Raw genomic sequence first — 21,317 nt, 5'->3', positions numbered from 1 at the left:
AGGGGAGGTGAGGACGTGTTCCGCTCGATCCGCATCGATGCCGTGCTCATTCAGGCCGTGATCGCCGGTGCCCTGTCCTTCGCCCACCTGCACGACCTCGCCGAAGCGGCCGGACAGTCCGGCTGGAAGGCGTGGGCCTACCCGGTCTCCGTCGACCTGCTGTTGGTGGCGGCCTGGCGTCGACTGCGCGGCGCTCGCCGGGACCGTTCGGCCTGGACGTGGTTCGTCATCGCCCTGGTCGCCTCCCTCGGCGCGAACGTCGCGACCGCCGGACTCCTCGACCTGGCCAACGTTCCCGCCTGGCTGCGCATCCTCGTCGCGGGCTGGCCCGCGCTGGCCTTCCTGGGCGGCACCCTCCTCGTCCACCAGCCCACCGAACCCGCACCGGCACCCGCGCCCGCGGCTTCTGCCGATCCCGCGCCGGTCATCGACCGCCCCGACGTGGCGGACGAGGGACCGGAGATCGCCTCGGCCGAACCCGTCCCGGCTCTGCCGGAAGCCCCGGCCCCGGCCTCGGTGCCGGTGGTGCCCCCGGCTCTGGTCGACCACGCACGCAAGGTCGCCACCGAGCACCGCACCCGCACCGGATCCGACATCGACACCGCCACCTTGCGCGCTCGCCTCGGCATCCCGGAAGACCTCGCCGGCGCGATCGTCGCCCAACTCGCCTGAAAGGAGGTGACCAGGTGCGCCCCAACCGCTTCTACGACGTGATCCGCATCGGCCCCGTGCAGGTCGGCACGTTCAACAACGGCCGTGGCCAGACCCGGCACACCGCCGCCTGCACCGCCCCTGAGTGCGGCTTCTCCACCGAGCACCGCGACCGCTCGGCCGCCGAACTCGCCGCCCGCACCCACCGCTGCAACCCCTGAGAGGCCGACCATGCAGCTCCCCGAGGACCAGCTCCGCGCCGGTCACATCCCCGCCGACGTCTACCGGCGGCTCCCGCCCGGCACCGACGTGCACAAGGTCGTGATCGTGCAGGAAGCGCCCCACTCCTACACCGGGCCGATCGTGCTGACGCTCGTCGTCGTCACCGGGTCCATCGCCGTGCTGCTGGTCATCGCCTTCGTCGCCCAGGTCGTCGCCGGCGCCGCCGTCGCGGTCCTGTCGGCTACCAGCGGACTCACCTACACGATCAACCGCGCGGCCAAGCGCCGCGCCGTCAGCAAGTAACGCCCTCCGGGGCGGCCTCGGTCGCCAAACTTCCGCCGCCCCGGACGGCTCCACCCATCCAGATCCAACGGACCCGAAAGGGAAGCCTCATCATGCCCCAGCACGCCCAGAACACGCGTGTCTGCCGCGACTGCGACGGCTTCGCCACCGCCGCGATCACCACCGGCACCCGCCACCGCGACGGGACCCGCGTCACCCTCCGCGTCACCTGCCCGACCTGCAAGGGCACCGGCATCACCCGCCACGTGCGCCCGCTGGGGGTGAACGCCTGATGCCGCGCCGCTGGAGCCTCGGCCTCGACCGCCTGCACTACGAGGCCATCGACGGCGACTACGACCGCTTGAAGAAGACAGCCAAGGCCCACGAGCTGCACGACGGCGACCGCAAGATGCCCCTGTCCGGCCGCAGTGGCCCGTCCAAAGGCCTGTCCGGACCGTCCAGCAACGACGCCAACACCCCGAAGAAGCGTCGTTGGGGGCGGTGATCAAGTGACTGACACCGCCACGATGGCGGGCCTGGACCCGGCCACCCTCGCCGACGTGCTGAGGCTGGCCGGGTCTCCCGGCTTCGACCGCATCCAAGAGCAGCTCCGCCGTACTGGCGGCTGCACCGACCCGATCCGCCTGACGGGCTCGACCGTCACCCGCGACGCCGCCACGGGGCAGGTGCTGTACTCGTACTCCACCGACACCGAGCCCGGCGGGGTCCTGCGCGTCGCCTGCGGCAACCGCCGCGCCTCCCGCTGCCCGGCCTGCGCCTGGACGTACGCGGGCGACACCTACCACCTGATCCGCGCCGGCCTCGTCGGTGACCCCGCCAAGGGCACCCCCGAGACGATCCGCGACCACCCGCGCGTGTTCGCCACCCTCACCGCGCCGTCCTTCGGCCCGGTCCACAACCGGCCCGGCAACCGGCCCTGCCGCTGCGGCACCCGCCACGCCGAGGACGCCCCCGAACTGGGCACACCACTCGACCCCGACAGCTACGACTACGCGGGCGCGGTGCTGTGGAACAACCACGCCTCCGAGCTGTGGCGCTACTTCACGATCTACCTGCGCCGAGAGATCGCCAAGCGGGCCGGACTCATCCAGAAGGCCGCACGCGAGCAGTCGCGGGTGTCGTTTGGGAAGGTCGCCGAGTACCAAAAGCGCGGGGCCGTGCACTTCCACGCGGTGATCCGCTTCGACGGCCCGGCCGGCCCCGACGACCCGCCGCCCGCGTGGGCCACCCTCGACCTGCTCACCGACGCCATCCGGGCCGCTGCCGCCCGCGTCGAAGTCGACGTGCCCCCGTCCGGGGACCAACCGGCCCGGACCCTGCGGTGGGGCACCCAGCTCGACGTACGGCCCATCCGCGCCTTCGGTGACGGCGAGGACATCACCGAGCAGGCGGTCGCCTCCTACGTCGCCAAGTACGCCACCAAAGCGGCCGAGACCACCGGCACCGTGGACCGCCGCATCGGCAACAAGGAAGCCCTGGTCCTGCTCGACGTCCCCGACCACCCGGCCCGGCTCATCGCCGCCTGCCTCGACCTCCACCCGCTCTACCCGGACCGCAAGCTCCGCGACTGGGCCCACATGCTCGGCTTCCGCGGCCACTTCTCCACCAAGTCCCGCCGCTACTCCACCACCCTCGGCGAGCTGCGCCAGGCGCGCGCCGACTACCGCGCCGCCCAGCAACGCGCCGCCCTCGGCCTGCCCGACCCCGACGACGAGGAAGCCACCACCCTCACCGTCGCCCACTGGGCCTACGCCGGCCACGGGCACACCCCCGGCGAATCCTGGCTCGCCGCCAACATCCGCCGGGACCTGCAAGCAAGCCGCGAACTCGCACGCGAAGCGCTCACAGACCTGCGCTCGGAAGGGGAGGACTGGTGAACACGGACCGACTGCTCACCGTGCAGGAAGTCGCCGAACGTCTCGGCACGGGCGTGCGGTTTCCTCGACGGCTCATCGAGGAACGGCGGATCACCTTCGTGAAGGTCGGTCGACACGTGCGCATCCCTGAGAGTGCGGTGGACGCGTTCGTAGCTGCCCACACCGTGCAGCCGGTCAACCTGCGTCTGGTGGCTCTGCGGGGTGCTGCCTGATGGCTTCGAAGCGTAGGTCCCGCCGGCCGTTCGGTCGTGTCCGTAAGCTTCCGTCCGGCCGCTTCCAGGCTCGCTATCCGGGACCGGACGGGGTGTTGAGGCCAGCGAACCGGACGTTCGCCACGTCGACGGACGCCGACCGGTGGCTCATGCGGAAGCGCATCGAGATCGAAGAGGGCCGTTGGCTCGACCCTGCCGAGGGGCGGACGACCGTGCGGGACTGGTCCGCTCGCTGGTTGGCCGCTGTCGCTCCGCAGCTGAAGCACAAGACGCAAGCGACGTACCGGTCGCTGATCAACTCACGGATCAATCCGGCACTCGGGGACCGGGAGTTGTCGAGCCTGCGGCCGATCACGATCACTGAGTGGGTGGCCGCGATGCGCACCGAGGGCCTGAGTGCTTCGCGCATCCGCCAGGCGTACCGGGTGCTGTCGCAGATCATGGCGTCGGCCGTGGACAACGACCTGATCCCGCAGACTCCGTGCCGTGGTGTCCGGCTTCCGCGTATGCCGCAGACCGAACCGCACATCGTCACGCCGCAGGAGGCTTCGGGCATCGTCCGCGCTGCCGAGAAGCCGCACGACTTGCTGATTGCGCTGCTCGCCTTCGCCGGTCTGCGGGTGGGAGAGGCGTTCGCGCTTCGGCGCTCGGACGTGGACGTCGTCGGCGGCTTCCTCCTGGTCGACGAGAACCTTGCCGAAGCGAACGGCACCCTCGTCTTCGACACCCCGAAGTCGCATCAGAAGCGGGTTCTACGGCTGGCGCCCTCCCTGGCTCAGCGGCTCGGGGCCTACCTCGAGGAGCTGCCGGACGGGGAAGACGCGCTGTTGTTCACCACACCCGCGGGCAAGCCGCTGCGCTACAACCAGTGGCGCAAGGTGTATTTCGACCCTGCCGTCTCGGCGGCCGGCCTCGCCGACGTGACGCCTCACGACCTCCGGGCCTCCCACGGCACATGGGTCGCCGACCGGTACGGCGTCATGACTGCCGCTCACCGCCTCGGCCACTCAAATGCGAGCGTGACCACCCGGCACTACGCCAGGCCGGTCGCCGGCCGTGACGACCAGGTGGCGGATGCGGCCGATGCATGGCTCAGATGGCAAGAGGGAGAGGCCTCTCCTGAGGCGCGTAAGCCGTTCTGAGCAGCCTGCACTTACTGATGCCCCTGGCCAGGATGTAGCCAGGGGCATCACCGTTTGTGACCCTCAGTGTTGCGCAGGAAGCCTTCACCTCTACATGGTCACCTGACCAAAACGTCTCTATGCACCATGCATATGCGCGGATACTCTGCGTGCTCATGGCGAAAGTGGTGCATCTGTACTGGGGATACATGGTGGCCGCGGCTTTGATCGTGGCTTGGAGTCAGCAATGGTCCTTGCCCGTGATCGTGGCTCTATCGCTTGGCGTCTCGGCCTACGCGGCCTTCCAAGTGCCTGTCTGGTGTGGAGCGGTCAACCGGGACGGGCAGACCTACTGCCGCAACAACGCCTATGGCGTGTTGATGGGTTGTTCGAAACGTCAACACAGGTGGCAGAAGGTGAAGATGATCGTCTTGCGTAGCAAGGTCGGTAACGCGAGTCGCTCCGTGTTCCCTACGGCCAAAGAGAAGTTCAATGGCGCCCTCGCTGTGGCAGGGCTGCTGTCGGCCGTCGCGGCCGTGATCGTTCCCGTTGTGACGGGAGGCTGAGGGGCACGATCGTGCCGCCTGGGGCACGTAGAGGGCACGACATCGCTGACGACGGCTCCGCAGGGGCTTTCACACTTGCTTGACCTGCGGCGGAGCACACTGCGCGCCGTACGTCGGGAAGGTCTTGAAAACCGTCGTGGCGCGAGTCACCGTGGGTTCAAATCCCACACCCACCGCACGGTGAACGGCCCCTGACCGGATGGATCGGTCAGGGGCCGTCGCGTGCCCGGGATGCCTCGACAGCGTCTTCGTGCGCGACGCACCATGAGGGGGAGGCGGCGCCGACGCGCGTGCCCGGTACGTCGGAGCTCCTCCCGATGAAGTGGAGGCCCCGATGAGATGCAGGACCGCGGTGCGCGGCGCGGGGTCGGCCCCGCTGGCCCTGGGGATGGCGTTCGGCCCGGTCGGGCGGTGCGCAGGTCGCGGAGCCAGGCCACGGCCGCGGTGCCGTCGCCCGGCCAGGTGACGGCGGTGCGGTCCCGGGGCGGACGGCCCTGAAGGTGGTCCTGGGCGACGGTCCACCACCAGCCGATGTGCCAGGTCAGTCAGCCGATGGTGGGGACCGGGACGGGATCCGGCTCGGTGTCCGACCAGTCCGGCAGCCAGGGTGCCGTCGGCCGTGGGGCGGACGGTCCAGGAGCCCGGCGCGGGCTCCCAGAGGAAGTCCTCCGGGGCCAGCCGCTCCAAGTGGTACTCGAACAGCGCCCACGTCAGGTCGAACTGGCGGCGAAGCAGCGCCACCGTCGCGTCAGAGTTCGTAGTCAACGGCCAGCTCCTCCCAGGCGATTCCGCGCAGCCCTTCGTCCGCGTCGTGCTCCGCCGGGATCCGCGGTGTCGGCTGGTACCAGACCACGGTGAGGCCGGAGCGGTACTCGACCGGGTCGTGCTCCGGGTCGACGGCGGTGGAGTGGAACGAGCCGACGCAGGAGACGGACGGCAGCACCTCGACCGGGCCGAACGGGCCGGCCGGCTCGTCGTGCCGTTCACGCGGGGGCGGGACGAGGTGCACCGGCAGGAAGGGGAAGGCCGTTTCCGCGGCGGCCACCAAGGTGTCGACCTTGCGGTCGTTCAGCGGCTTGCTGGGGTAGCCCTCCAGCATCCCGCCGTAGGTCGACGTCAGCCGCAGTTCGACCAGCTCGAGCGAGCGGCCGGAGGCGAGCACTACTCGGGTCAGGGACATGGCGCTCACCCTAGGAGCGCTCCCGGGGCGCGGGCCCGGGATTTTTCCCCTCTCAGTGACGCTGTCCCGTCAGCCGCGCCGCCGAGGCGATCGTCGCGCGGGCCTCGCGTTCGGTGAGGCCGGTGCTGCGGGCCGCGTCGATCAGCGGGGCGACGAGGTCGGGGCCGATGCCGTTCTCGTAGGCGCGGCAGGCCGCCCAGAACAGACGGGTGTTGCGCTGGCCCTCGTGGGCGGCGAGGACGAACTGGACGAGGCCCTGGCCGTGCCCGCCGGACGAGGCGGGCGGTGGGGCGGGGGTGCGGGGCGGGGGCAGGAGGAGCCGCAGCAGGGCCGGCGGGCAGGGCGCCGGGGGCAGGCCGGCGGTGCCGGGGGCCGTGCCGTACACGCCGTGCTCGGTGCGGGAGCCGGGGCCGACGAGGTAGCCGCCGGCGCCCCGGATGTCGATTCCGGGGGCGAGGCGGCCGGCCGAGTTGGGGACGACCACGTCCGGCGGCCCGGTGAGCCAGAGGTGACGGCCGCCGCTGGGGGTCAGGACGACGACCGTGTCGGGGATCGTGAACAGATGCCGCAGGGCGAGTTCGCGCAGGGCCGCCGAGGAGTCGGTGCCTGTCTTGGTGTCCAGGTCGATGCCGATGAGGTGGTGCGGGGGCAGTCCGCAGGCGATGCCGTAGCCGGTGGCCCAGGGGGCGGCGGCGAACAGGGCGCGGATGCGCGCGGGGTCCGTCGAGGCGTCGTACACGCCGTGGCCGAACCGGCCGCATTCGCCGTGGCAGGGGATGGGGACGGGGTCGAGGCGGTGGGGGGAGCGCAGGGCCGGGAGCTTCGTCCGGGACAGGGGGATGACGGGCAGTCCGCGTTCGGCGGCTGACAGGGCGTGCGCGAGGGCCAGCGTCGTGGCCTGCCGGTCGGTGGTGGCCATACTTCATGTTCGTACACACGTTCGAAAAAGGAAAGGGGCAGACCAGGGCGACGCGCCGGGGCTCGGAGATTGGCCGGAATCGCGCCGGAACGCTTCACCTCTTGTGGCGCTTGGGGTGGAGGTGTCCTGCCTGCCCCGTCGTGGGGCTCCAGTGAAGTAAAGGTGGCGAAGGGGGTTTATCGACTTGTCATCACGCTTGAGGGCGAATCGGTGCTTCCGGGGTGGTTCGCCAGGGATTCGGTGGGCAACTCTGGTCTCGCGACGTCGTGCACAGCACCGAGGCGGTCGGCCAACTGCCTGGGTGGAAGCCGTACTTACGCACTGAACGGCCCACAGGCCGGTGCGACATTTGCTTCTGAGAGGAACCAACATGGCAAGCTTCCGTACCGCCCACGTCATCGCCGCCGTCTCCGCCCTTCCGCTCGCGGCCGCCCTCTTCAGCGGCGTTGCGACGGCTGACAATGGCGCGATCGCGGACAACGGATCCAGCGCGGCCGTCACCAACGCCATCCAGGGCAGCCTCGGCAGCGGTGTCGGCGGTGACAACAGCGGCAACTCGGCCACCACGCAGCAGCAGGCGATCGGCTCGGGTGCGTCGAACCAGAGCAACACCGCCCAGGTCGACGGTTCCGCCTTCACCGCCGTCAACCAGGGCAACGACAACGTCGCCGTCTCCTTCACCCCGCTGTGGTGGTGAGCTGAGGGGCCGGTGCCGGGGTACCGGCCCCTCGACTTCCGGTGGGGTGTTCCGTGGGGTGAGCAAGGTCCGGCTGCGCGGCGGTGCTTCGGCACCGCCGCGCAGTCGTTCTCGGCCCTTGACAGGCCTTCACATCTGGCGGCCAGTCAGATTCCTGCCGGAGGGAGGCACCGCAGTGGACGACGACGACCTCGCCGCACGGCTCAAGGCCTTCGAAGGCCGCCGCACCACCGTCGCCGGCCGGGGCAAGGACCCCGTCAACCTGCCCATGATCCGGCACTGGTGCGAGGCCCTGGGCGACACCAACCCCGCGTACACCGGCCCGGACGCCATCGCCCCGCCGACCGTGCTGCAGGGCGTGGACATGGGCGGCCTCTCCGGCCACACGAGCCGCACGCGCGCGTAGGACGACCTGCTCGCCCTGCTGGACGAGGCGGGCTGCACCTCGGTCGTCGCCACCGACTGCGAGCAGGAGTATCCGCGACCGCTGCGTCCCGGCGACGAGATCACCTTCGACACGGTGATCGAGTCGGTGTCCGCGCGGAAGACCACCAGGCTCGGCACCGGCTACTTCGTCACCACGCGGACGGACATCCGCGCGGGCGGCGAACCCGCGGGCACCCACCGCTTCCGCATCCTCAAGTACGCGCAGGGCGCGGGGCGGGCGCAGGGGCAGATGACCGGCTTCCACCACGGCGACCTGACCGGCCTGCCGGAGGCCCGGGTGGTGGCGCGGCAAGTGTGGCGGCGGTCCGGACTGGGGCCCGCCGACATCGACGCGGGGATCCTGTGCGACCGCTTCACCGCGTTCGTCCTGATGCAACTCGAGGAGTACGGCTGCTGCGGCCCCGGTGAGGCGGCCGGCTTCGTCGCCGAGGACCGGCTGCCGCTGAACACCCACGGCGGCCGGCTCGGCGAGGCCTGCCTGCACGGCATGAACGGCGTCGCGGAGGCGGTGCGGCAGCTGCGCGGCACCTCCCCCAACCAGGTGCGCGGCGCGGAAAGGGTGCTGGTGACGGCGGGGACGGGGTGCCGACGTCGGGACTGGTGCTCACCGCCGACCGGTGAGCACCGCGGCGCCCTCCGCCTCCTGCCTCCAGACGAGCCCCCAGGGGTAAACCCGCAGGCGTTCTCCCCGCCTCGTCCGCCTTCAGGAGGTGCGGCGGACCCCACCTCTACAACCTGAGGGGGAGTCGTCTTCGGGACCTGCGGGCGATGAGGACTACACGCTCGCGAACCTAGCGTTGAGCCATGACCACACCCGTCTGCACCAGCGCCTCGGACGCCGCCACGTTGGCCACGCGGGTCCTGCCGCACGCCGCGTACCCGTCGTTCTCGTCGTACGTGCGGGCCCGGCAGCCGGTACTGCTGCGCACCGCCCGGTCGCTGACCGCGAACCCGAGCGACGCGGAGGACCTGCTGCAGACCGCGCTGACCAAGACGTATGTCGCGTGGGACCGCATCGAGGACCACCGCGCGCTCGACGGCTATGTGCGCCGCGCCCTGCTGAACACCCGCACCTCGCAGTGGCGCAAGCGCAAGGTCGACGAGTTCAGCTGCGACGAGCTGCCCGAACCCGAGCCGATGCCCCACGGGGACGACCCGGCGGAGCGCCAGGCGCTGCACGACGCGATGTGGCGGGCGATCATGCGCCTGCCCGCCCGGCAGCGGGCGATGGTCGTCCTGCGGTACTACGAGGACCTGACCGAGGCCCAGACCGCCGAGGTGCTCGGCGTCTCGGTCGGCACGGTGAAGTCGGCGGTCTCCCGCGCCCTCGGCAAACTCCGCGAGGACCCGGAGCTGGAGCCGATCCGCTAGATCTGGTCGACGTCGCCCCCGCCGGCCGGCGATAGCAGCGCGCCATTGTTGCCGCAAGGTGACAAGTTCTATCGCCCGCGCCTAGTGACATACCGCGCGGTATGCGTCCAGAATCAGCGCAACCTTTACCACCGCGCAGGCAATGCCGCCCCGGGAGGACGCCGTGCTGAGCACCATGCAGGACGTACCGCTGCTGATCTCCAGGATCCTGACCCACGGGTCCACGATCCACGGATCGTCGCAGGTGACCACCTGGACCGGCGAGGGTGAACCGCACCGCCGCTCCTACGCCGAGATCGGCGCCCGCGCCGCCCAGCTGGCGCACGCCCTGCGCGAGGACCTGGGCGTCGCCGACGACGACCGCGTGGCCACCCTGATGTGGAACAACGCCGAGCACGTCGAGGCGTACTTCGCGATCCCCTCCATGGGCGCGATCCTCCACACCCTCAACCTCCGCCTGCCTCCGGAGCAGCTGGCCTGGATCGTCAACCACGCCGCCGACCGGGTCGTCATCGCCAACGGCTCCCTGCTCCCGCTGCTCGCCCCGCTGCTGCCGCACCTGAAGACGCTGGAGCACGTCGTGGTCTCCGGCCCGGGCGACCGCTCCCTGCTCGCCGGGGCGTCCGTGCGGGTCCACGAGTACGAGGACCTGATCGCCGGCAAGCCGATCACCTACGACTGGCCCGAGCTGGACGAGCGCCAGGCCGCCGCCATGTGCTACACCTCCGGCACCACCGGCGACCCCAAGGGCGTGGTCTACAGCCACCGTTCGATCTACCTGCACTCCATGCAGGTCAACATGGCCCAGTCGATGGGCCTGACCGACCAGGACACCTCCCTGGTCGTGGTCCCCCAGTTCCACGTCAACGCCTGGGGTCTGCCGCACGCCACCTTCATGACCGGCGTGAACCTGCTGATGCCGGACCGCTTCCTGCAGCCCGCGCCGCTCGCCGAGATGATCGAGGGCGAGAAGCCGACGCACGCCGCCGCCGTCCCCACCATCTGGCAGGGCCTGCTCGCCGAACTGACCGCCAACCCGCGCGAGGTCTCCTCCCTCGGCCAGGTCACCATCGGCGGCTCCGCCTGTCCGCCCTCCCTGATGGAGGCCTTCGACAAGCTGGGCATGCGGGTCTGCCACGCGTGGGGCATGACGGAGACCTCCCCGCTCGGCACGATCGCCCGCCCGCCGGCCCACGCGGTCGGCACCGACGAGGAGTTCGGCTACCGCCTCACCCAGGGCCGCTTCCCGGCGAGCGTCGAGGCCCGCCTCACCGGCCCCGGCGGCGAGCGCCTGCCCTGGGACGGGGAGTCGGCCGGTGAGCTGGAGGTCCGCGGCCCGTGGATCGCCGGCGCCTACTACAACGGCCCGGACGCCGAACCGCTGCGCCCGGCCGACAAGTTCAGCGAGGACGGGTGGCTGAAGACGGGCGACGTCGGCACCATCTCCGCCGACGGCTTCCTCACCCTCACCGACCGCGCCAAGGACGTCATCAAGTCCGGCGGCGAGTGGATCTCCTCGGTGGAACTGGAGAACGCCCTGATGTCCCACCCGGAGGTCGCCGAGGCCGCGGTCGTCGCCGTCCCCGACGAGAAGTGGGGCGAGCGCCCGCTGGCCACGGTCGTCCTCAAGGAGGGCGCCACCGCCGACTTCGAAGCCCTGCGCGCCTTCCTCACCGAGGAGGCCAAGATCGCCAAGTGGCAGCTCCCGGAGCGCTGGACGGTCATCGCGGCGGTGCCGAAGACGTCCGTCGGCAAGTTCGACAAGAAGGTGCTGCGCAAGCAGTACGCGGAGGGCGAGCTGGACGTCACCAAGCTCTGAACCCTCCGCGCGGACGGCAGCGCGATCGTCGTACGGCGGCCTCACCGCCGTGCGGCGGTCGTCCCCCAGCCCAGCAGCAGCCACAGCCCCGCCACCGCGCACACCCCGCCCCAGGCGAAGTGGGCGTAGGCGGAGCCCGCGAGGGCTGAAGCGGTGGCGCCGCCCGCGAAACCGGCGACGACGTAGGCGGTGTTGGCGGTGGCCGGGGTCGAGGTGGTGGTCAGGGCCAGGGTCTGGTTGGCGACGTGCGAGGCCACCAGCGCCGCGTGGATCGCGATCGCGGCGACGAACAAGGCCGCGAGGACCTGACCGCCGGCCCAGAACAGCGGCACGGACACGGCGGCGAGCAGATACGCGGTACGGACGACCCGGGCCGCCCCGAACCGGTCCACCAGCCCGCCCGCCAGCGGCGCGACCACGGTCGCCGCCAGGCCGAAGAGGCCGAAGAGACCGGCGGTCGCCGTGGACAGACCGTACTCCGGGCCGGTCAGCAGCAGCGCGAGCGAGGTCCACAGCGCGCTCCACGCGCCGAACATCCCCGCCTGCCGGACGCAGGCCCGCCACAGGTCGGGCGAGTGGCGGACGACTCCGGGCAGCGCGGTGATGCCCCCGAACAGCGATCCGGTGCGCGGCCGCCGCTCGGACGGCAGCACGAGCGAGGTCGCGAGACCGAGGGCGAGAGTCAGTACGGCCGCGCCCGCGAACACCCAGCGCCAGCCGAAGGCCTGCCCGGCCAGCCCGCCGGCCACCCGGGCCGCGACGATGCCGGTGAACAGCCCCGCGACGACGGCCGCGACATGGCGGGCGCGGCGCTCGACGGGCGCCCGTTCGGCGACCAGCGGCACGAGCAGCTGGGGGATGACGGTCGCCGCGGAGGCGACGAGTACGGCGGCCGCGAGGGCGGCGGAGCCGGGGGCGGCCGCGGCGGCGGCCAGTGCCAGGGCGGTGACCACGGTGAGACCGGAGACCAGCCGGCGCCGGTTCACGCTGTCCCCGAGCGGGGCGAAGAGCAGCAGGCCGAGCGCGTAGCCGAACTGCGCGACCGAGGCGATCCAGGCCACGGCGGAGGGCGCGGAGCCGAAGTCGCGGGCGATGAGGGTGAGCAGTGGGGCGGCCAGATAGATGTTGGCGGCGGTGACCGCGCTGCACACGGCCAGAAGGGTGAGGAAGAGGGCGGGTGCGGGGGTGCGGGGCCCTCCTGCGGAGGGCGTACCGGTCGCACCACGTGTCGCGGTGATCTGCTGGGTGGTGCTGCTCGCTGACGGCATGAGCGGGAGCCCCTTCGAGCCGACTCTAATAACTAACTGGTTGGTTGGACGATGGGGGAACAGTCTGCGCCGCCTCCGATTCCCTGTCAACCAAACAGTTGGTTATCCGCCTTCCCGCGTTACCCTGTCCCCCATGGGAGCAAGGGACCCCGAGGCCACCAAGGCCCGGATCTTCGAGGCGGCCGTCGCCGAGTTCGCCCGCCACGGCATCGCGGGCGCCCGCATCGACCGCATCGCGAGCGAGGCCAAGGCCAACAAGCAGCTGATCTACGCCTACTTCGGCAACAAGGCGCAGCTGTTCACCCACGTCCTCGAGAAGAAGATGCTCGACCTCGCCGCCTCGGTCCCCGTCGACCCGGACGACATCGAGGCCTGGATCGACCGCCTCCTCGACCATCACTCCGCCCACCCGGAGATCCTGCGCCTGCTCTACTGGGAAGGCCTCGAATACGGCTCGTCCGAACTCCCCGACGAAGCCGAACGCCAGGAGCACTACGCCCGCAAGGTCGCCACCGTCGAGGACGGCCAGCGCCGGGGCGTCATCACCGACGCGATCCCGGCCCCCGACCTGCTGCTCCTGCTGACCGCGCTGGCCAACTGGGCGACCGTCGTCCCCCAGATGGCCCGCATCCTGGTCGGCGCGGACAGCCCCGACCGCGAGCGCCTGCGCGCGTCGATCAAGGAGGCGGCACGCAGGCTGGTCGCCCCGTAGGCCTGGGCGTCGTACCCGTAGGCGCAGGGGTCAGTTGGTGCCGATCCGCGCCAGCAGGTCCACGATCCGCGACTGCACCTCTTCGCTGGTCGACCGTTCCGCCAGGAACAGCACCGTCTCCCCCGAGGCGAGACGCGGCAGGTCGGCCTGGTCGACGGCGGCCGTGTAGACGACCAGCGGGGTCCGGTTGAGCTGCCCGTTCGCCCGCAGCCAGTCCACGATCCCGGCCCGGCGCCGATGCACCTGCATCAGGTCCATCACGACCAGGTTCGGCCGGAACTGCCCCGCCAGCGCCACCGCGTCCGTATCACTCGCCGCCCGCGCCACCTGCATCCCGCGCCGCTCCAGCGTCGCGGTCAGCGCCAGCGCGATCTCCGCGTGCTCCTCGATCAACAGGACGCGCGGCGGGTGCTGCTCGCTGTCGCGCGGGGCAAGCGCCTTCAGCAGGACGGCGGGGTCGGCGCCGTACGCCGCCTCCCGCGTCGCCTGACCGAGCCCGGCCGTCACCATCACCGGCACCTCGGCGGCGACCGCCGCCTGCCGCAGCGACTGCAGGGCCGTACGGGTGATCGGCCCGGTCAGCGGGTCCACGAACAGCGCCGCCGGGAACGCGGCGATCTGCGCGTCGACCTCCTCGCGCGAGTGCACGATCACCGGCCGGTAGCCGCGGTCGCTGAGCGCCTGCTGGGTGCTGACGTCCGGCGCCGGCCACACCAGCAGGCGCCGCGGGTTGTCCAGCGGTTCCGGCGGCAGCTCGTCGTCCATCGGCTGCGGCCGCGGCGTGTCGGCCACCTCGACGGCCCCACCGGGACCGTCCAGCGGCTCGGGGCCCTCGGCGGCGTTCTCGTCGGGTGCGCCTATGGCGTACGACCGCCCTGCACCCTCACTGGCCTGCCCGGGCAGCCGCGGCGGCTGCGCCGGCTGCGCCGACGGCTGGGGGACGGGCTGCTCGGCCGAGGGGTGCGGACGGGCGGCGGCCGGGTCCGGGGGCGTGCCCAGCTTCCGGCGCCGGCCGGAGCCGCCCGGCTGGTTCGGGGGAGGCGTCGCGGTCGACGGCTGCTGTACCTGGGCGGCCTGCCGGGTGAACGGCACGCCCTGGCCCAGCGTGCGCACGCTGATCGACCGGCCCTGCGTGGAGGTGGAGTCGGTGTCCGCCGGCGCCGCCGCCTCGGCGGGCAGCGGCTGGGCGACCCGCGCGGCGGTGGCCTCCGGGGGCAGCGGGGTGCCGGAGCTCGGGGTCGGCTGCGGCTGCGGCGCGGCCTGCGGCGGCACGGCGGCACCGTCGGCCGGTACGGCCGTACCCGCGCCGGACGTGTCGCCGTCGGCGGCCGGCCACGGCTGGGGCGCCGGGGTGCCCGCGGCGGGGGTCGCGGCGCCGGGGGCCGCCTCGGCCGGGAGCGGCCGGCCGGGCAGCGGGGGCGCCACCGGCTGGACGGCGGGCTGGGCGACCGAGTGCCCCACGGGCTGCGGCGCGGCCTGCGCGGGCACGGTCACCTGGCCGGTGCCGGACGCGGGCTGCGCGGGGGCCGCCGCCGGGGCCGCCGGGACAGGGGCGGGAGCCTGGGCGGGCCCGGCGTCGGGCCTCGCCACCGGCGTCGCCTGATCGGCGTGCCCCTGCTGGGCGGCCACCTGCGCCGGGATGCCCTGCGGGGGCGTCACGGACGGCTCCGCGGGCGGGGCCACGGCACGCCGGCGACGGCCCGTCGGCGCGCTCGCGGGGTGCGGCTGCGGCGGGGTGTGGTCGTGGGACTGGTCGTGCGGTACGGCATCGTGCCGACCGTGGTCGCGGGCGTCGGCGTGCGCGTCGGCCGGCGGGACCTGGTGCGGGACCTGGGCCGGAACGGGCGTCGGCAGGGGCACGGAAGCGGGCGCCGGGGCAGCAGGTGCCGGGGCAGGCGCAGGCGCGGGCTGCGGTGCCGGAACCGGAACGGGGACGCCGGGGGCACCGGGGGCGTCGGCCTGTGGGGCCTGCGGAACCTGCGGGACGGGCTGCTGGGCGGTCCGCGGCTGTTGCTGTTGCTGTTGCTGTTGCGGGGGCGATGCCTGCTCGGGCAGCTGAGGCGACACCTGCTCGGGGAGCGTCTGCTGAGGCAAAGCCTGCGGCGGCAACGCCTGCTGGGACATCGCCTGCGGCGGCAAAGCCTGCGGCGGCAGCGCCTGCTGCGGCCCCGCCTCCCCCTGCGGCCCGTCCGGCGCCCGGTCCGCCTCCGCGGGCGGCAGCGCGAACACCGTGCGCGGCCCGGCCTCCTGAGCCGCGGCGCGCTCCTGCGCGGCGGCCAGGGCACGGCGCCGACGGCCCGTCGGCTGCTGGTCCTCCCCCGACACGGCCGGCAACGCCGGTGGCAGGGCGTGCTGTTCCTCCGGGGCGCGCCGGGCACGCCGGCCACCGGACGCGGGAACGCCCTGCGGCGGAACCGTGCCGCCCAGGCCGCTGCCCACGGCCGCGGTCCCCGCGGCATGCTCGTCGGCCGTGACGACGGACCCCTCGGCCACGCCCTCGCCCGCGTCGGCCTGCTCGGCGCCCTCGGCGGGCCGGCCGCGCCGGCGGCCCGTGCCACCGGCGGCCTCGGGCCCGTCGGCCGGGACGTGCAGCTCGACCTCCGCCGCCGCGGCCGCGGCACGCCTGCGCCGCCGTCCGGTCGGCACCGGGGCGGCCTGCTCGGACTCCGCCTCCGTGCCGCCCTCGGGCGCGCCGGGCACGTCGCTCTCCAGGAAGGCGTCGGTGGAGGCCCGCCGGGCCCGCCGCCGCCCACCGCCGGAGGTCTGCTCGGCGGCGGGAACCAGGTCGCTCTCGGGGGCGGGAGCGGGTGCGGACACGGCGCCCGCGCCGCCGCCGAGGGGCACTTCGAGCACGTAGGCACTGCCGCTCATGCCCGGCACCTCATGGGTCTGCAGCACACCGCCGTGCGCCCGCACGATGCCGCGCACGATCGGCTCGTGCACCGGATCGCCCCCGGCGTACGGCCCACGCACCTCGATCCGTACGACCTCGCCCCGCTGCGCCGCCGCGACCACCACGGTGTTGTCCATGTAACCGCCCGCGGACACCGGGGAGTTCCCGGTCGCGTCGACCCCGGCGACATCGGCGACGAGATGCGCGAGCGCGGTCGCCAGCATCCGGGCGTCGACCTCGGCCTCGATGGGCGGCGCGTGCACGGCGAACTGCACCCGCCCCGGCCCGATCAGCTCGACGGCCCCGTCGACACCCGAGGCGACCACGGAGTCGAGCATCACCTTCGTACGGGTCACCTGCTCGGTGCCGGAGTCGAGGCGCTGGTAACCGAGGACGTTGTCGATGAGGGCGGTGATGCGGGAGTAACCGGCGGAGAGGTGGTGGAGGACCTGGTTGGCCTCGGGCCACAGCTGGCCGGCGTCGTCCGCGGCGAGCGCGGACAGCTCGCGGCGCAGCTCGTCGAGGGGCCCGCGCAGGGACGTGCCCAGCAGGGTCAGCAGCTGCTCGTGCCGCCCGGCCAGCGCCTCGTAGCGGTCCTTCTCCCGCTCGCCGAGCGCGGCGTACCGCTCCTCACCGGCGGCCAGCTCCTCCTCGTGCCGCTCGCGCAGCTCCGCCAGCTCGGTGACGTGCTGCTGGCGCAGCGCGGTGAGGTCGGAGGCGTGCTCCTCGGCGAGCCGTTCCAGCTCCTCGGCGTGCCGCCGCTCGGCCTCCTCCTTCTCCTCCACCAGCGCGTCGTACGGCCGCCGGTCGAGGAAGGTCATCACGGCGCCGACGAGCTGGTCGCCGTCGCGCACCGGCGCGGTCGTCAGATCGACCGGCACCTTGTCGCCGCTCTTGGACCACAGCACCTGCCCGCGCACCCGGTGCTTGCGCCCGGAGCGCAGGGTGTCGGCGAGCGGGGACTCGTCGTACGGGAACGGCGAGCCGTCGGCGCGCGAGTGCAGGACGAGGTCGTGCAGCTCCTTGCCGCCGAGGTCGCTGGCCCGGTAGCCCAGTATCTGCGCGGCGGCCGGGTTGACGAGGACGATCTGCCCGTCGGTGTCGGTGCCGACCACGCCCTCCGCGGCGGCCCGCAGGATCATCTCGGTCTGCCGCTGCGAGCGTGCCAGCTCGGCCTCGGTGTCGACGGTCCCCGACAGGTCGCGGACGACGAGCATCAGCAGCTCGTCGCCGGTGTAGCCGTAGCTGTCGTAGGCCTGCTGGCCGTTCTCCAGATTCGCGGACGTGACCTCGACCGGGAACTCGCTGCCGTCGGTGCGCCGGGCCATCATCCGGGTCGGCTTGGTCCGACCGCGCGGGTCCATGTGGTCGGGCCGCCGCATGGAGCCGGGGATGAGCTTGGAGTCGAACTCCGGCAGCAGATCGAGCAGGCCGCGCCCGACGAGGGCGGTGCCCGGTGCCTCGAAGGCCTCCAGGGCGATGGCGTTGGCGTTGACGACGGTTCCGTTGGCGTTGACCAGGACCAACGCGTCGGGCAGCGCGTCGAGTATGGCTGCGAGGCGAGCAGCGCCTCGGGGTGGCCTGCTGCTCACGAGACGCTTCCTCCCTGTTACCGCACCTTGCCGACCGCTCGGGCCATCTTGCCAACCGGCCCGCGGCGTGTCACGCGAGGGAGTCTAAGGGCTGGGGTTGCGCTCGCGACGCCGGATGGGAGAGAGGTCGCACGAGCCGGTGACGACCGGTGGCGTCGGACCGGCAGGGAGCGCATGACCGCGTACGTCCACGCCCATGCGCTCCTTCTCGCCACCTCCGCAGGACGTCTACAGAGGCCCGCGTTCTCTCCTTCTCCCGTCCACCTGCCGTTCCCGCTCTTCCGGGCCCGGTCCTACTCGCTGGGGGCCGGCAGCAGCGGTACGAGCCGGTCCCAGCGAGCGATCTCGCAGCCGTTGCTGCGGTCGAACGTGGCGTCGACGGGGCGTCCGGCCCAGGTTCCGGTGACGCGCGCGGTGGCGGAACCGCCGTACTGCATGGTGCAGACGGTGCCTTCGGGAACGGGCGCGAAGACGTCCTCGCCCCACCGGGTGTTCCGGTCGACACTCGCGCAGGCCCCGCCCGCGTCCGGGTGGCTGCCGCCGGCCGGGTGGCAGGCCAGCCGGAACGTGCCGTCCGCGCCGCCGCCCATGTGCCGGACGGCGACCGTGAGGTGGTCCCCCAGGCCGGCGCCGTGGAGGGGCGGCGGCGGGGCGGGGGACGGAGCCGCGGTGACGGCGACGGCGGCGGGCGCGGCGGAGAGCGAGCCGAGCGCGGCGAGAGAGGTGCCGACGGCGACGATCAGCCGGCGGAGTGCGTGGGGGGTGGTGACCTGCGACATGCCCTGACTAACGCCGCACGCGTCTCCACGTTGCGTTCGACGCCCCCGGCGAATCTCCCTCGGGCTTCACCCGGGAAGCCCTTTGCTCTGTGGCCCGCCTGCCTAGTACCGTGGGGGGCGATTGGTGACAGCACGCTCGACTGTGTCATCATCTGCACGCACCACTCGCGCTCGCGCGGGCGGCTGTGCTGGAGGCGTCGCCTAGTCCGGTCTATGGCGCCGCACTGCTAATGCGGTTTGGGCCTTAAAGCCCATCGAGGGTTCAAATCCCTCCGCCTCCGCGCAAGATCACCGAAGCCCCGGTCCACACGGACCGGGGCTTCGTCGTTCCCGCCTGGTCAGCGCCCCCGCCCCGCTCCGTGCCCGACACCCCTCATCCGGCGTTTCCGCAGGTCAGACGGGGTGAGCCAATCGGATTTCACATGACGGCGGCAGTCATGTAATGTTCTTCCTGTCGCCGCGAGCGGGCCGAAAGGACCAGGAGCGGCGGAGAAAAAAGAACAAGCACTCGTAGCTTAACGGATAGAGCATCTGACTACGGATCAGAAGGTTGCAGGTTCGAATCCTGCCGAGTGCACACAGGTGAGAGGCCCCGGAGAGATCCGGGGCCTCTGGCGTTGCCGGGGATTGTCCACAGGAAGCACCAAAATCCCTGTGGATAACTGCACTTGCTGTGGATCAAACCTCAGGATGTATATCGACTGAGTGATCCACGTCTCTCCCGAGGCCCGTCTCCCCGTCCGTGGCCGGTCTGCCGCGCACGGTGACTGTTTCACGTGAAACACCGAGCGGCGCATACGCTCGATGCATGAGTCTGCGTCTGAGCACCGTGATCCTCCCGTACCGCCGCTGGCACGAGGGCGCCAAGGAGGCGTGGCAGCGTGCGGAGCAGCTCGGCTTCCACACCGCTTACACCTACGACCATCTGTCCTGGCGCAGCTTCCGGGACGGCCCGTGGTTCGGCGCCGTTCCGACGCTGACGGCCGCGGCGGCCGTGACCGACCGGCTGCGGCTGGGCACCCTGGTGACCTCGCCGAACTTCCGGCACCCGGTGACCCTCGCCAAGGAGCTGATCTCCCTGGACGACATCTCCGACGGCCGGGTCACGCTCGGCATCGGCGCGGGCGGCACCGGCTTCGACGCCACCGCGCTCGGCCAGGAACCGTGGACGCCGCGCGAGCGGGCCGACCGGTTCGCCGAGTTCGTGCCGCTGCTGGACCGGCTGCTGACCGAGGACTCGGTGTCGTACGAGGGCGACTTCTACTCGGCGCACGAGGCGCGGAACATCCCCGGCTGCGCGCAGCGGCCCCGGCTCCCCTTCGCCATCGCCGCCACCGGCCCGCGCGGGCTGAAGCTGGCGGCCCGGTACGGGCAGGCGTGGGTGACCACCGGCGACCCGAAGCTGTACGAGACGGGGACGCCCGAGCAGTCGGTCCAGGCGATCCGCGGGCAGATCGAGAAGCTGGCGGACGCCTGCGCGGTGGCCGGACGGGATGTGCGGGCGCTCGACAAGGTTCTGCTCACCGGCTTCACCCCGGACCGCGGCCGGCCGCTGGAGTCCCTGGACGCCTTCGTCGACTTCGCGGGCCGGCACCGGGAGTTGGGCTTCACGGAGATCGTGATCCACTGGCCCATCCCCGACTCGGACTTCGCCGCGGACCTGAAGGTCTTCGAGCAGATCGCCATGGAGGCACTGGCCCAGCTGGACTGAGACGACGGAGCGTGACGGTGCTGGTGAGGACCGTCACCACTCAGATGTGCGGAGACCCGCACGACCGTGCGGGCATATGCGGGAGAATGACGCGGTGACCTCAGCGACTCGACAGCCCGAGACCCCGGCCCCCGCGATACCGCCCCGCCTGATCGCCACCGACCTCGACGGCACGCTGCTGCGCGACGACAAGTCGGTGTCCCCGCGCACGGTCGCCGCCCTCGCCGCCGCCGAGGAGGCGGGCATCGAGGTCTTCTTCGTCACCGGCCGCCCGGCCCGCTGGATGGACGTCGTCAGCGACCACGTCCACGGCCACGGCCTGGCGATCTGCGGCAACGGCGCCGCCGTGGTCGACCTGCACGGCGGCCCCGGCACCCACCGGTTCGTGAAGGTGCGCGAGCTGGCGCGGGAGAACGCGCTGGACGCCGTACGACTGCTGCGGGACGCGGCGCCGGGAACCGTGTACGCGGTGGAGCAGACGTACGGCTTCCACCAGGAGCCGGACTATCCCAAGCTGCACATGGAGATCCCGGACACACTCGCGTCGGCCGAGCGGCTGCTGGCGCCGGACGCCCCCGGTGCCGGGGAGCCGGTGCTGAAGATCCTCGCGTACCACCCGACGCTCGACCCGGACGCCTTCCTCACCCTGGCCCGGCTCGCCATCGGCGAGCGCGCCAACGTCACCCGCTCCAGCCCCAGCGCCCTGCTGGAGATCAGCGGGCCGGGCGTCTCCAAGGCCAGCACGCTCGCCCTGTGCTGCGCCGACCGGGGCATCTCGCACGAGGAGGTCGTCGCCTTCGGGGACATGCCGAACGACGTCGAGATGCTGACGTGGGCCGGCCGGTCGTACGCCATGGGCAACGCCCACCCGGACGTGATCGCCGCCGCCTCGGGCCGCACGGTCGCCAACAACGACGACGGGGTCGCGGTCGTGATCGAGCGGCTGCTGACGGAGCGGGGCTAGCTCCCATGCTTCC

The 21,317-nt window shown here is 72.4% G+C and carries 20 protein-coding genes, 2 tRNA genes and 2 pseudogenes; 18 read left to right on the top strand and 6 right to left on the bottom strand.

The features are described from left to right. Positions 1 to 15: 15 nt before the first annotated feature. The 9 genes from ACSU6L_RS18960 to ACSU6L_RS18920 all read left to right on the top strand — a co-directional run bounded on the left by ACSU6L_RS18960 (position 16) and on the right by ACSU6L_RS18920 (position 4,952). Complete coding sequence (locus ACSU6L_RS18960) at positions 16 to 672, top strand: DUF2637 domain-containing protein (protein ID WP_437058327.1); 657 nt, start codon at positions 16 to 18, stop codon at positions 670 to 672. A gap of 14 nt (positions 673 to 686) precedes the next feature. Further along, positions 687 to 872 (top strand): mobile element transfer protein, encoded by a 186-nt coding sequence (locus ACSU6L_RS18955; RefSeq protein ID WP_019527436.1) that lies wholly within the window; start codon positions 687 to 689, stop codon positions 870 to 872. A 10-nt stretch (positions 873 to 882) separates the two neighbouring features. Next, entirely contained in the window at positions 883 to 1,176 is a 294-nt protein-coding gene (locus ACSU6L_RS18950) for a hypothetical protein (protein ID WP_437058325.1), read from the top strand. Positions 1,177 to 1,268: 92 nt separating this feature from the next. Further along, positions 1,269 to 1,448: a hypothetical protein gene (locus ACSU6L_RS18945; RefSeq protein WP_437058323.1), complete on the top strand. Its 180-nt coding sequence runs from the start codon at positions 1,269 to 1,271 to the stop codon at positions 1,446 to 1,448. After that, positions 1,448 to 1,660, top strand: coding sequence for a hypothetical protein (locus ACSU6L_RS18940; protein ID WP_437058322.1), 213 nt, complete (start codon positions 1,448 to 1,450; stop codon positions 1,658 to 1,660). The genes ACSU6L_RS18945 and ACSU6L_RS18940 overlap by 1 nt, the downstream gene beginning before the upstream one ends. Positions 1,661 to 1,664: 4 nt before the next feature. Further along, positions 1,665 to 3,053, top strand: coding sequence for a replication initiator protein RepSA (repSA, locus tag ACSU6L_RS18935; protein WP_437058320.1), 1,389 nt, complete (start codon positions 1,665 to 1,667; stop codon positions 3,051 to 3,053). Next, positions 3,047 to 3,265, top strand: coding sequence for a helix-turn-helix domain-containing protein (locus ACSU6L_RS18930; protein WP_437064954.1), 219 nt, complete (start codon positions 3,047 to 3,049; stop codon positions 3,263 to 3,265). The genes repSA and ACSU6L_RS18930 overlap by 7 nt, the downstream gene beginning before the upstream one ends. Continuing rightward, on the top strand, positions 3,265 to 4,407 hold the full coding sequence (locus ACSU6L_RS18925) for a tyrosine-type recombinase/integrase (RefSeq protein WP_437058318.1): 1,143 nt from the start codon (positions 3,265 to 3,267) through the stop codon (positions 4,405 to 4,407). Before ACSU6L_RS18930 ends, ACSU6L_RS18925 begins: the two co-directional genes overlap by 1 nt. 155 nt (positions 4,408 to 4,562) lie before the next feature. Further along, positions 4,563 to 4,952 (top strand): hypothetical protein, encoded by a 390-nt coding sequence (locus ACSU6L_RS18920; protein WP_031067308.1) that lies wholly within the window; start codon positions 4,563 to 4,565, stop codon positions 4,950 to 4,952. 410 nt (positions 4,953 to 5,362) lie between these two features. Here the strand turns inward: ACSU6L_RS18920 and ACSU6L_RS18915 are convergent. The 3 genes and pseudogenes from ACSU6L_RS18915 to ACSU6L_RS18905 form a co-directional block, all read right to left on the bottom strand. Further along, positions 5,363 to 5,717: pseudogene (locus tag ACSU6L_RS18915) on the bottom strand (DinB family protein); the annotation flags it as partial. After that, the gene (locus tag ACSU6L_RS18910) at positions 5,701 to 6,132 is read right to left on the bottom strand and encodes a hypothetical protein (RefSeq protein WP_437058315.1); all 432 of its coding nucleotides are present in this window, start codon (positions 6,130 to 6,132) and stop codon (positions 5,701 to 5,703) included. The gene ACSU6L_RS18910 and the pseudogene ACSU6L_RS18915, both read right to left, overlap by 17 nt. Positions 6,133 to 6,184: 52 nt before the next feature. Beyond that, entirely contained in the window at positions 6,185 to 7,051 is an 867-nt protein-coding gene (locus ACSU6L_RS18905) for a bifunctional DNA primase/polymerase (protein ID WP_437058313.1), read from the bottom strand. Positions 7,052 to 7,421: 370 nt separating this feature from the next. Here ACSU6L_RS18905 and ACSU6L_RS18900 point away from each other — a divergent pair, with 370 nt between their 5' ends. From ACSU6L_RS18900 to ACSU6L_RS18885, 4 genes and pseudogenes are all read left to right on the top strand, one after another. After that, entirely contained in the window at positions 7,422 to 7,748 is a 327-nt protein-coding gene (locus tag ACSU6L_RS18900) for a hypothetical protein (RefSeq protein ID WP_437058311.1), read from the top strand. A gap of 175 nt (positions 7,749 to 7,923) precedes the next feature. Beyond that, positions 7,924 to 8,816 (top strand): annotated as a pseudogene (locus ACSU6L_RS18895) (thiolase C-terminal domain-containing protein). A gap of 183 nt (positions 8,817 to 8,999) precedes the next feature. After that, positions 9,000 to 9,566 carry a SigE family RNA polymerase sigma factor gene (locus ACSU6L_RS18890; protein WP_437058309.1) on the top strand — a complete coding sequence of 189 codons (567 nt, stop codon included), beginning with the start codon at positions 9,000 to 9,002 and terminating at the stop codon, positions 9,564 to 9,566. A gap of 142 nt (positions 9,567 to 9,708) precedes the next feature. Next, on the top strand, positions 9,709 to 11,385 hold the full coding sequence (locus ACSU6L_RS18885; RefSeq protein WP_437058307.1) for a long-chain fatty acid--CoA ligase: 1,677 nt from the start codon (positions 9,709 to 9,711) through the stop codon (positions 11,383 to 11,385). 41 nt (positions 11,386 to 11,426) lie between these two features. Here the strand turns inward: ACSU6L_RS18885 and ACSU6L_RS18880 are convergent, their stop codons facing one another. Beyond that, positions 11,427 to 12,653 carry an MFS transporter gene (locus ACSU6L_RS18880; protein WP_437058305.1) on the bottom strand — a complete coding sequence of 409 codons (1,227 nt, stop codon included), beginning with the start codon at positions 12,651 to 12,653 and terminating at the stop codon, positions 11,427 to 11,429. A 133-nt stretch (positions 12,654 to 12,786) separates the two neighbouring features. Between ACSU6L_RS18880 and ACSU6L_RS18875 the strand changes: the two genes are divergently transcribed. Next, on the top strand, positions 12,787 to 13,365 hold the full coding sequence (locus ACSU6L_RS18875) for a TetR/AcrR family transcriptional regulator (protein WP_073944773.1): 579 nt from the start codon (positions 12,787 to 12,789) through the stop codon (positions 13,363 to 13,365). Between the two features lie 30 nt (positions 13,366 to 13,395). Here the strand turns inward: ACSU6L_RS18875 and ACSU6L_RS18870 are convergent, their stop codons facing one another. Both ACSU6L_RS18870 and ACSU6L_RS18865 read right to left on the bottom strand, forming a co-directional pair. Further along, complete coding sequence (locus ACSU6L_RS18870) at positions 13,396 to 17,850, bottom strand: PAS domain-containing protein (protein ID WP_437058302.1); 4,455 nt, start codon at positions 17,848 to 17,850, stop codon at positions 13,396 to 13,398. A gap of 293 nt (positions 17,851 to 18,143) precedes the next feature. Beyond that, positions 18,144 to 18,629: an SSI family serine proteinase inhibitor gene (locus tag ACSU6L_RS18865; RefSeq protein ID WP_437058300.1), complete on the bottom strand. Its 486-nt coding sequence runs from the start codon at positions 18,627 to 18,629 to the stop codon at positions 18,144 to 18,146. Positions 18,630 to 18,819: 190 nt separating this feature from the next. On the opposite strand from ACSU6L_RS18865, the gene ACSU6L_RS18860 reads away from it, so the two are divergent. The 4 genes from ACSU6L_RS18860 to ACSU6L_RS18845 all read left to right on the top strand — a co-directional run bounded on the left by ACSU6L_RS18860 (position 18,820) and on the right by ACSU6L_RS18845 (position 21,304). Further along, a tRNA-Ser gene (locus tag ACSU6L_RS18860) sits at positions 18,820 to 18,910 on the top strand. A 223-nt stretch (positions 18,911 to 19,133) separates the two neighbouring features. Further along, positions 19,134 to 19,206, top strand: a tRNA-Arg gene (locus tag ACSU6L_RS18855). Between the two features lie 231 nt (positions 19,207 to 19,437). After that, positions 19,438 to 20,340 carry an LLM class flavin-dependent oxidoreductase gene (locus ACSU6L_RS18850; RefSeq protein ID WP_437058298.1) on the top strand — a complete coding sequence of 301 codons (903 nt, stop codon included), beginning with the start codon at positions 19,438 to 19,440 and terminating at the stop codon, positions 20,338 to 20,340. A 76-nt stretch (positions 20,341 to 20,416) separates the two neighbouring features. Next, positions 20,417 to 21,304, top strand: coding sequence for an HAD hydrolase family protein (locus ACSU6L_RS18845; protein ID WP_437058296.1), 888 nt, complete (start codon positions 20,417 to 20,419; stop codon positions 21,302 to 21,304). The last annotated feature ends 13 nt before the right edge of the window (positions 21,305 to 21,317 follow it).

The organism is Streptomyces sp. enrichment culture (genome assembly GCF_964272855.1).
Lineage (GTDB): Bacteria > Actinomycetota > Actinomycetes > Streptomycetales > Streptomycetaceae > Streptomyces.
This window is presented reverse-complemented; position numbering and strand designations above follow the sequence as displayed.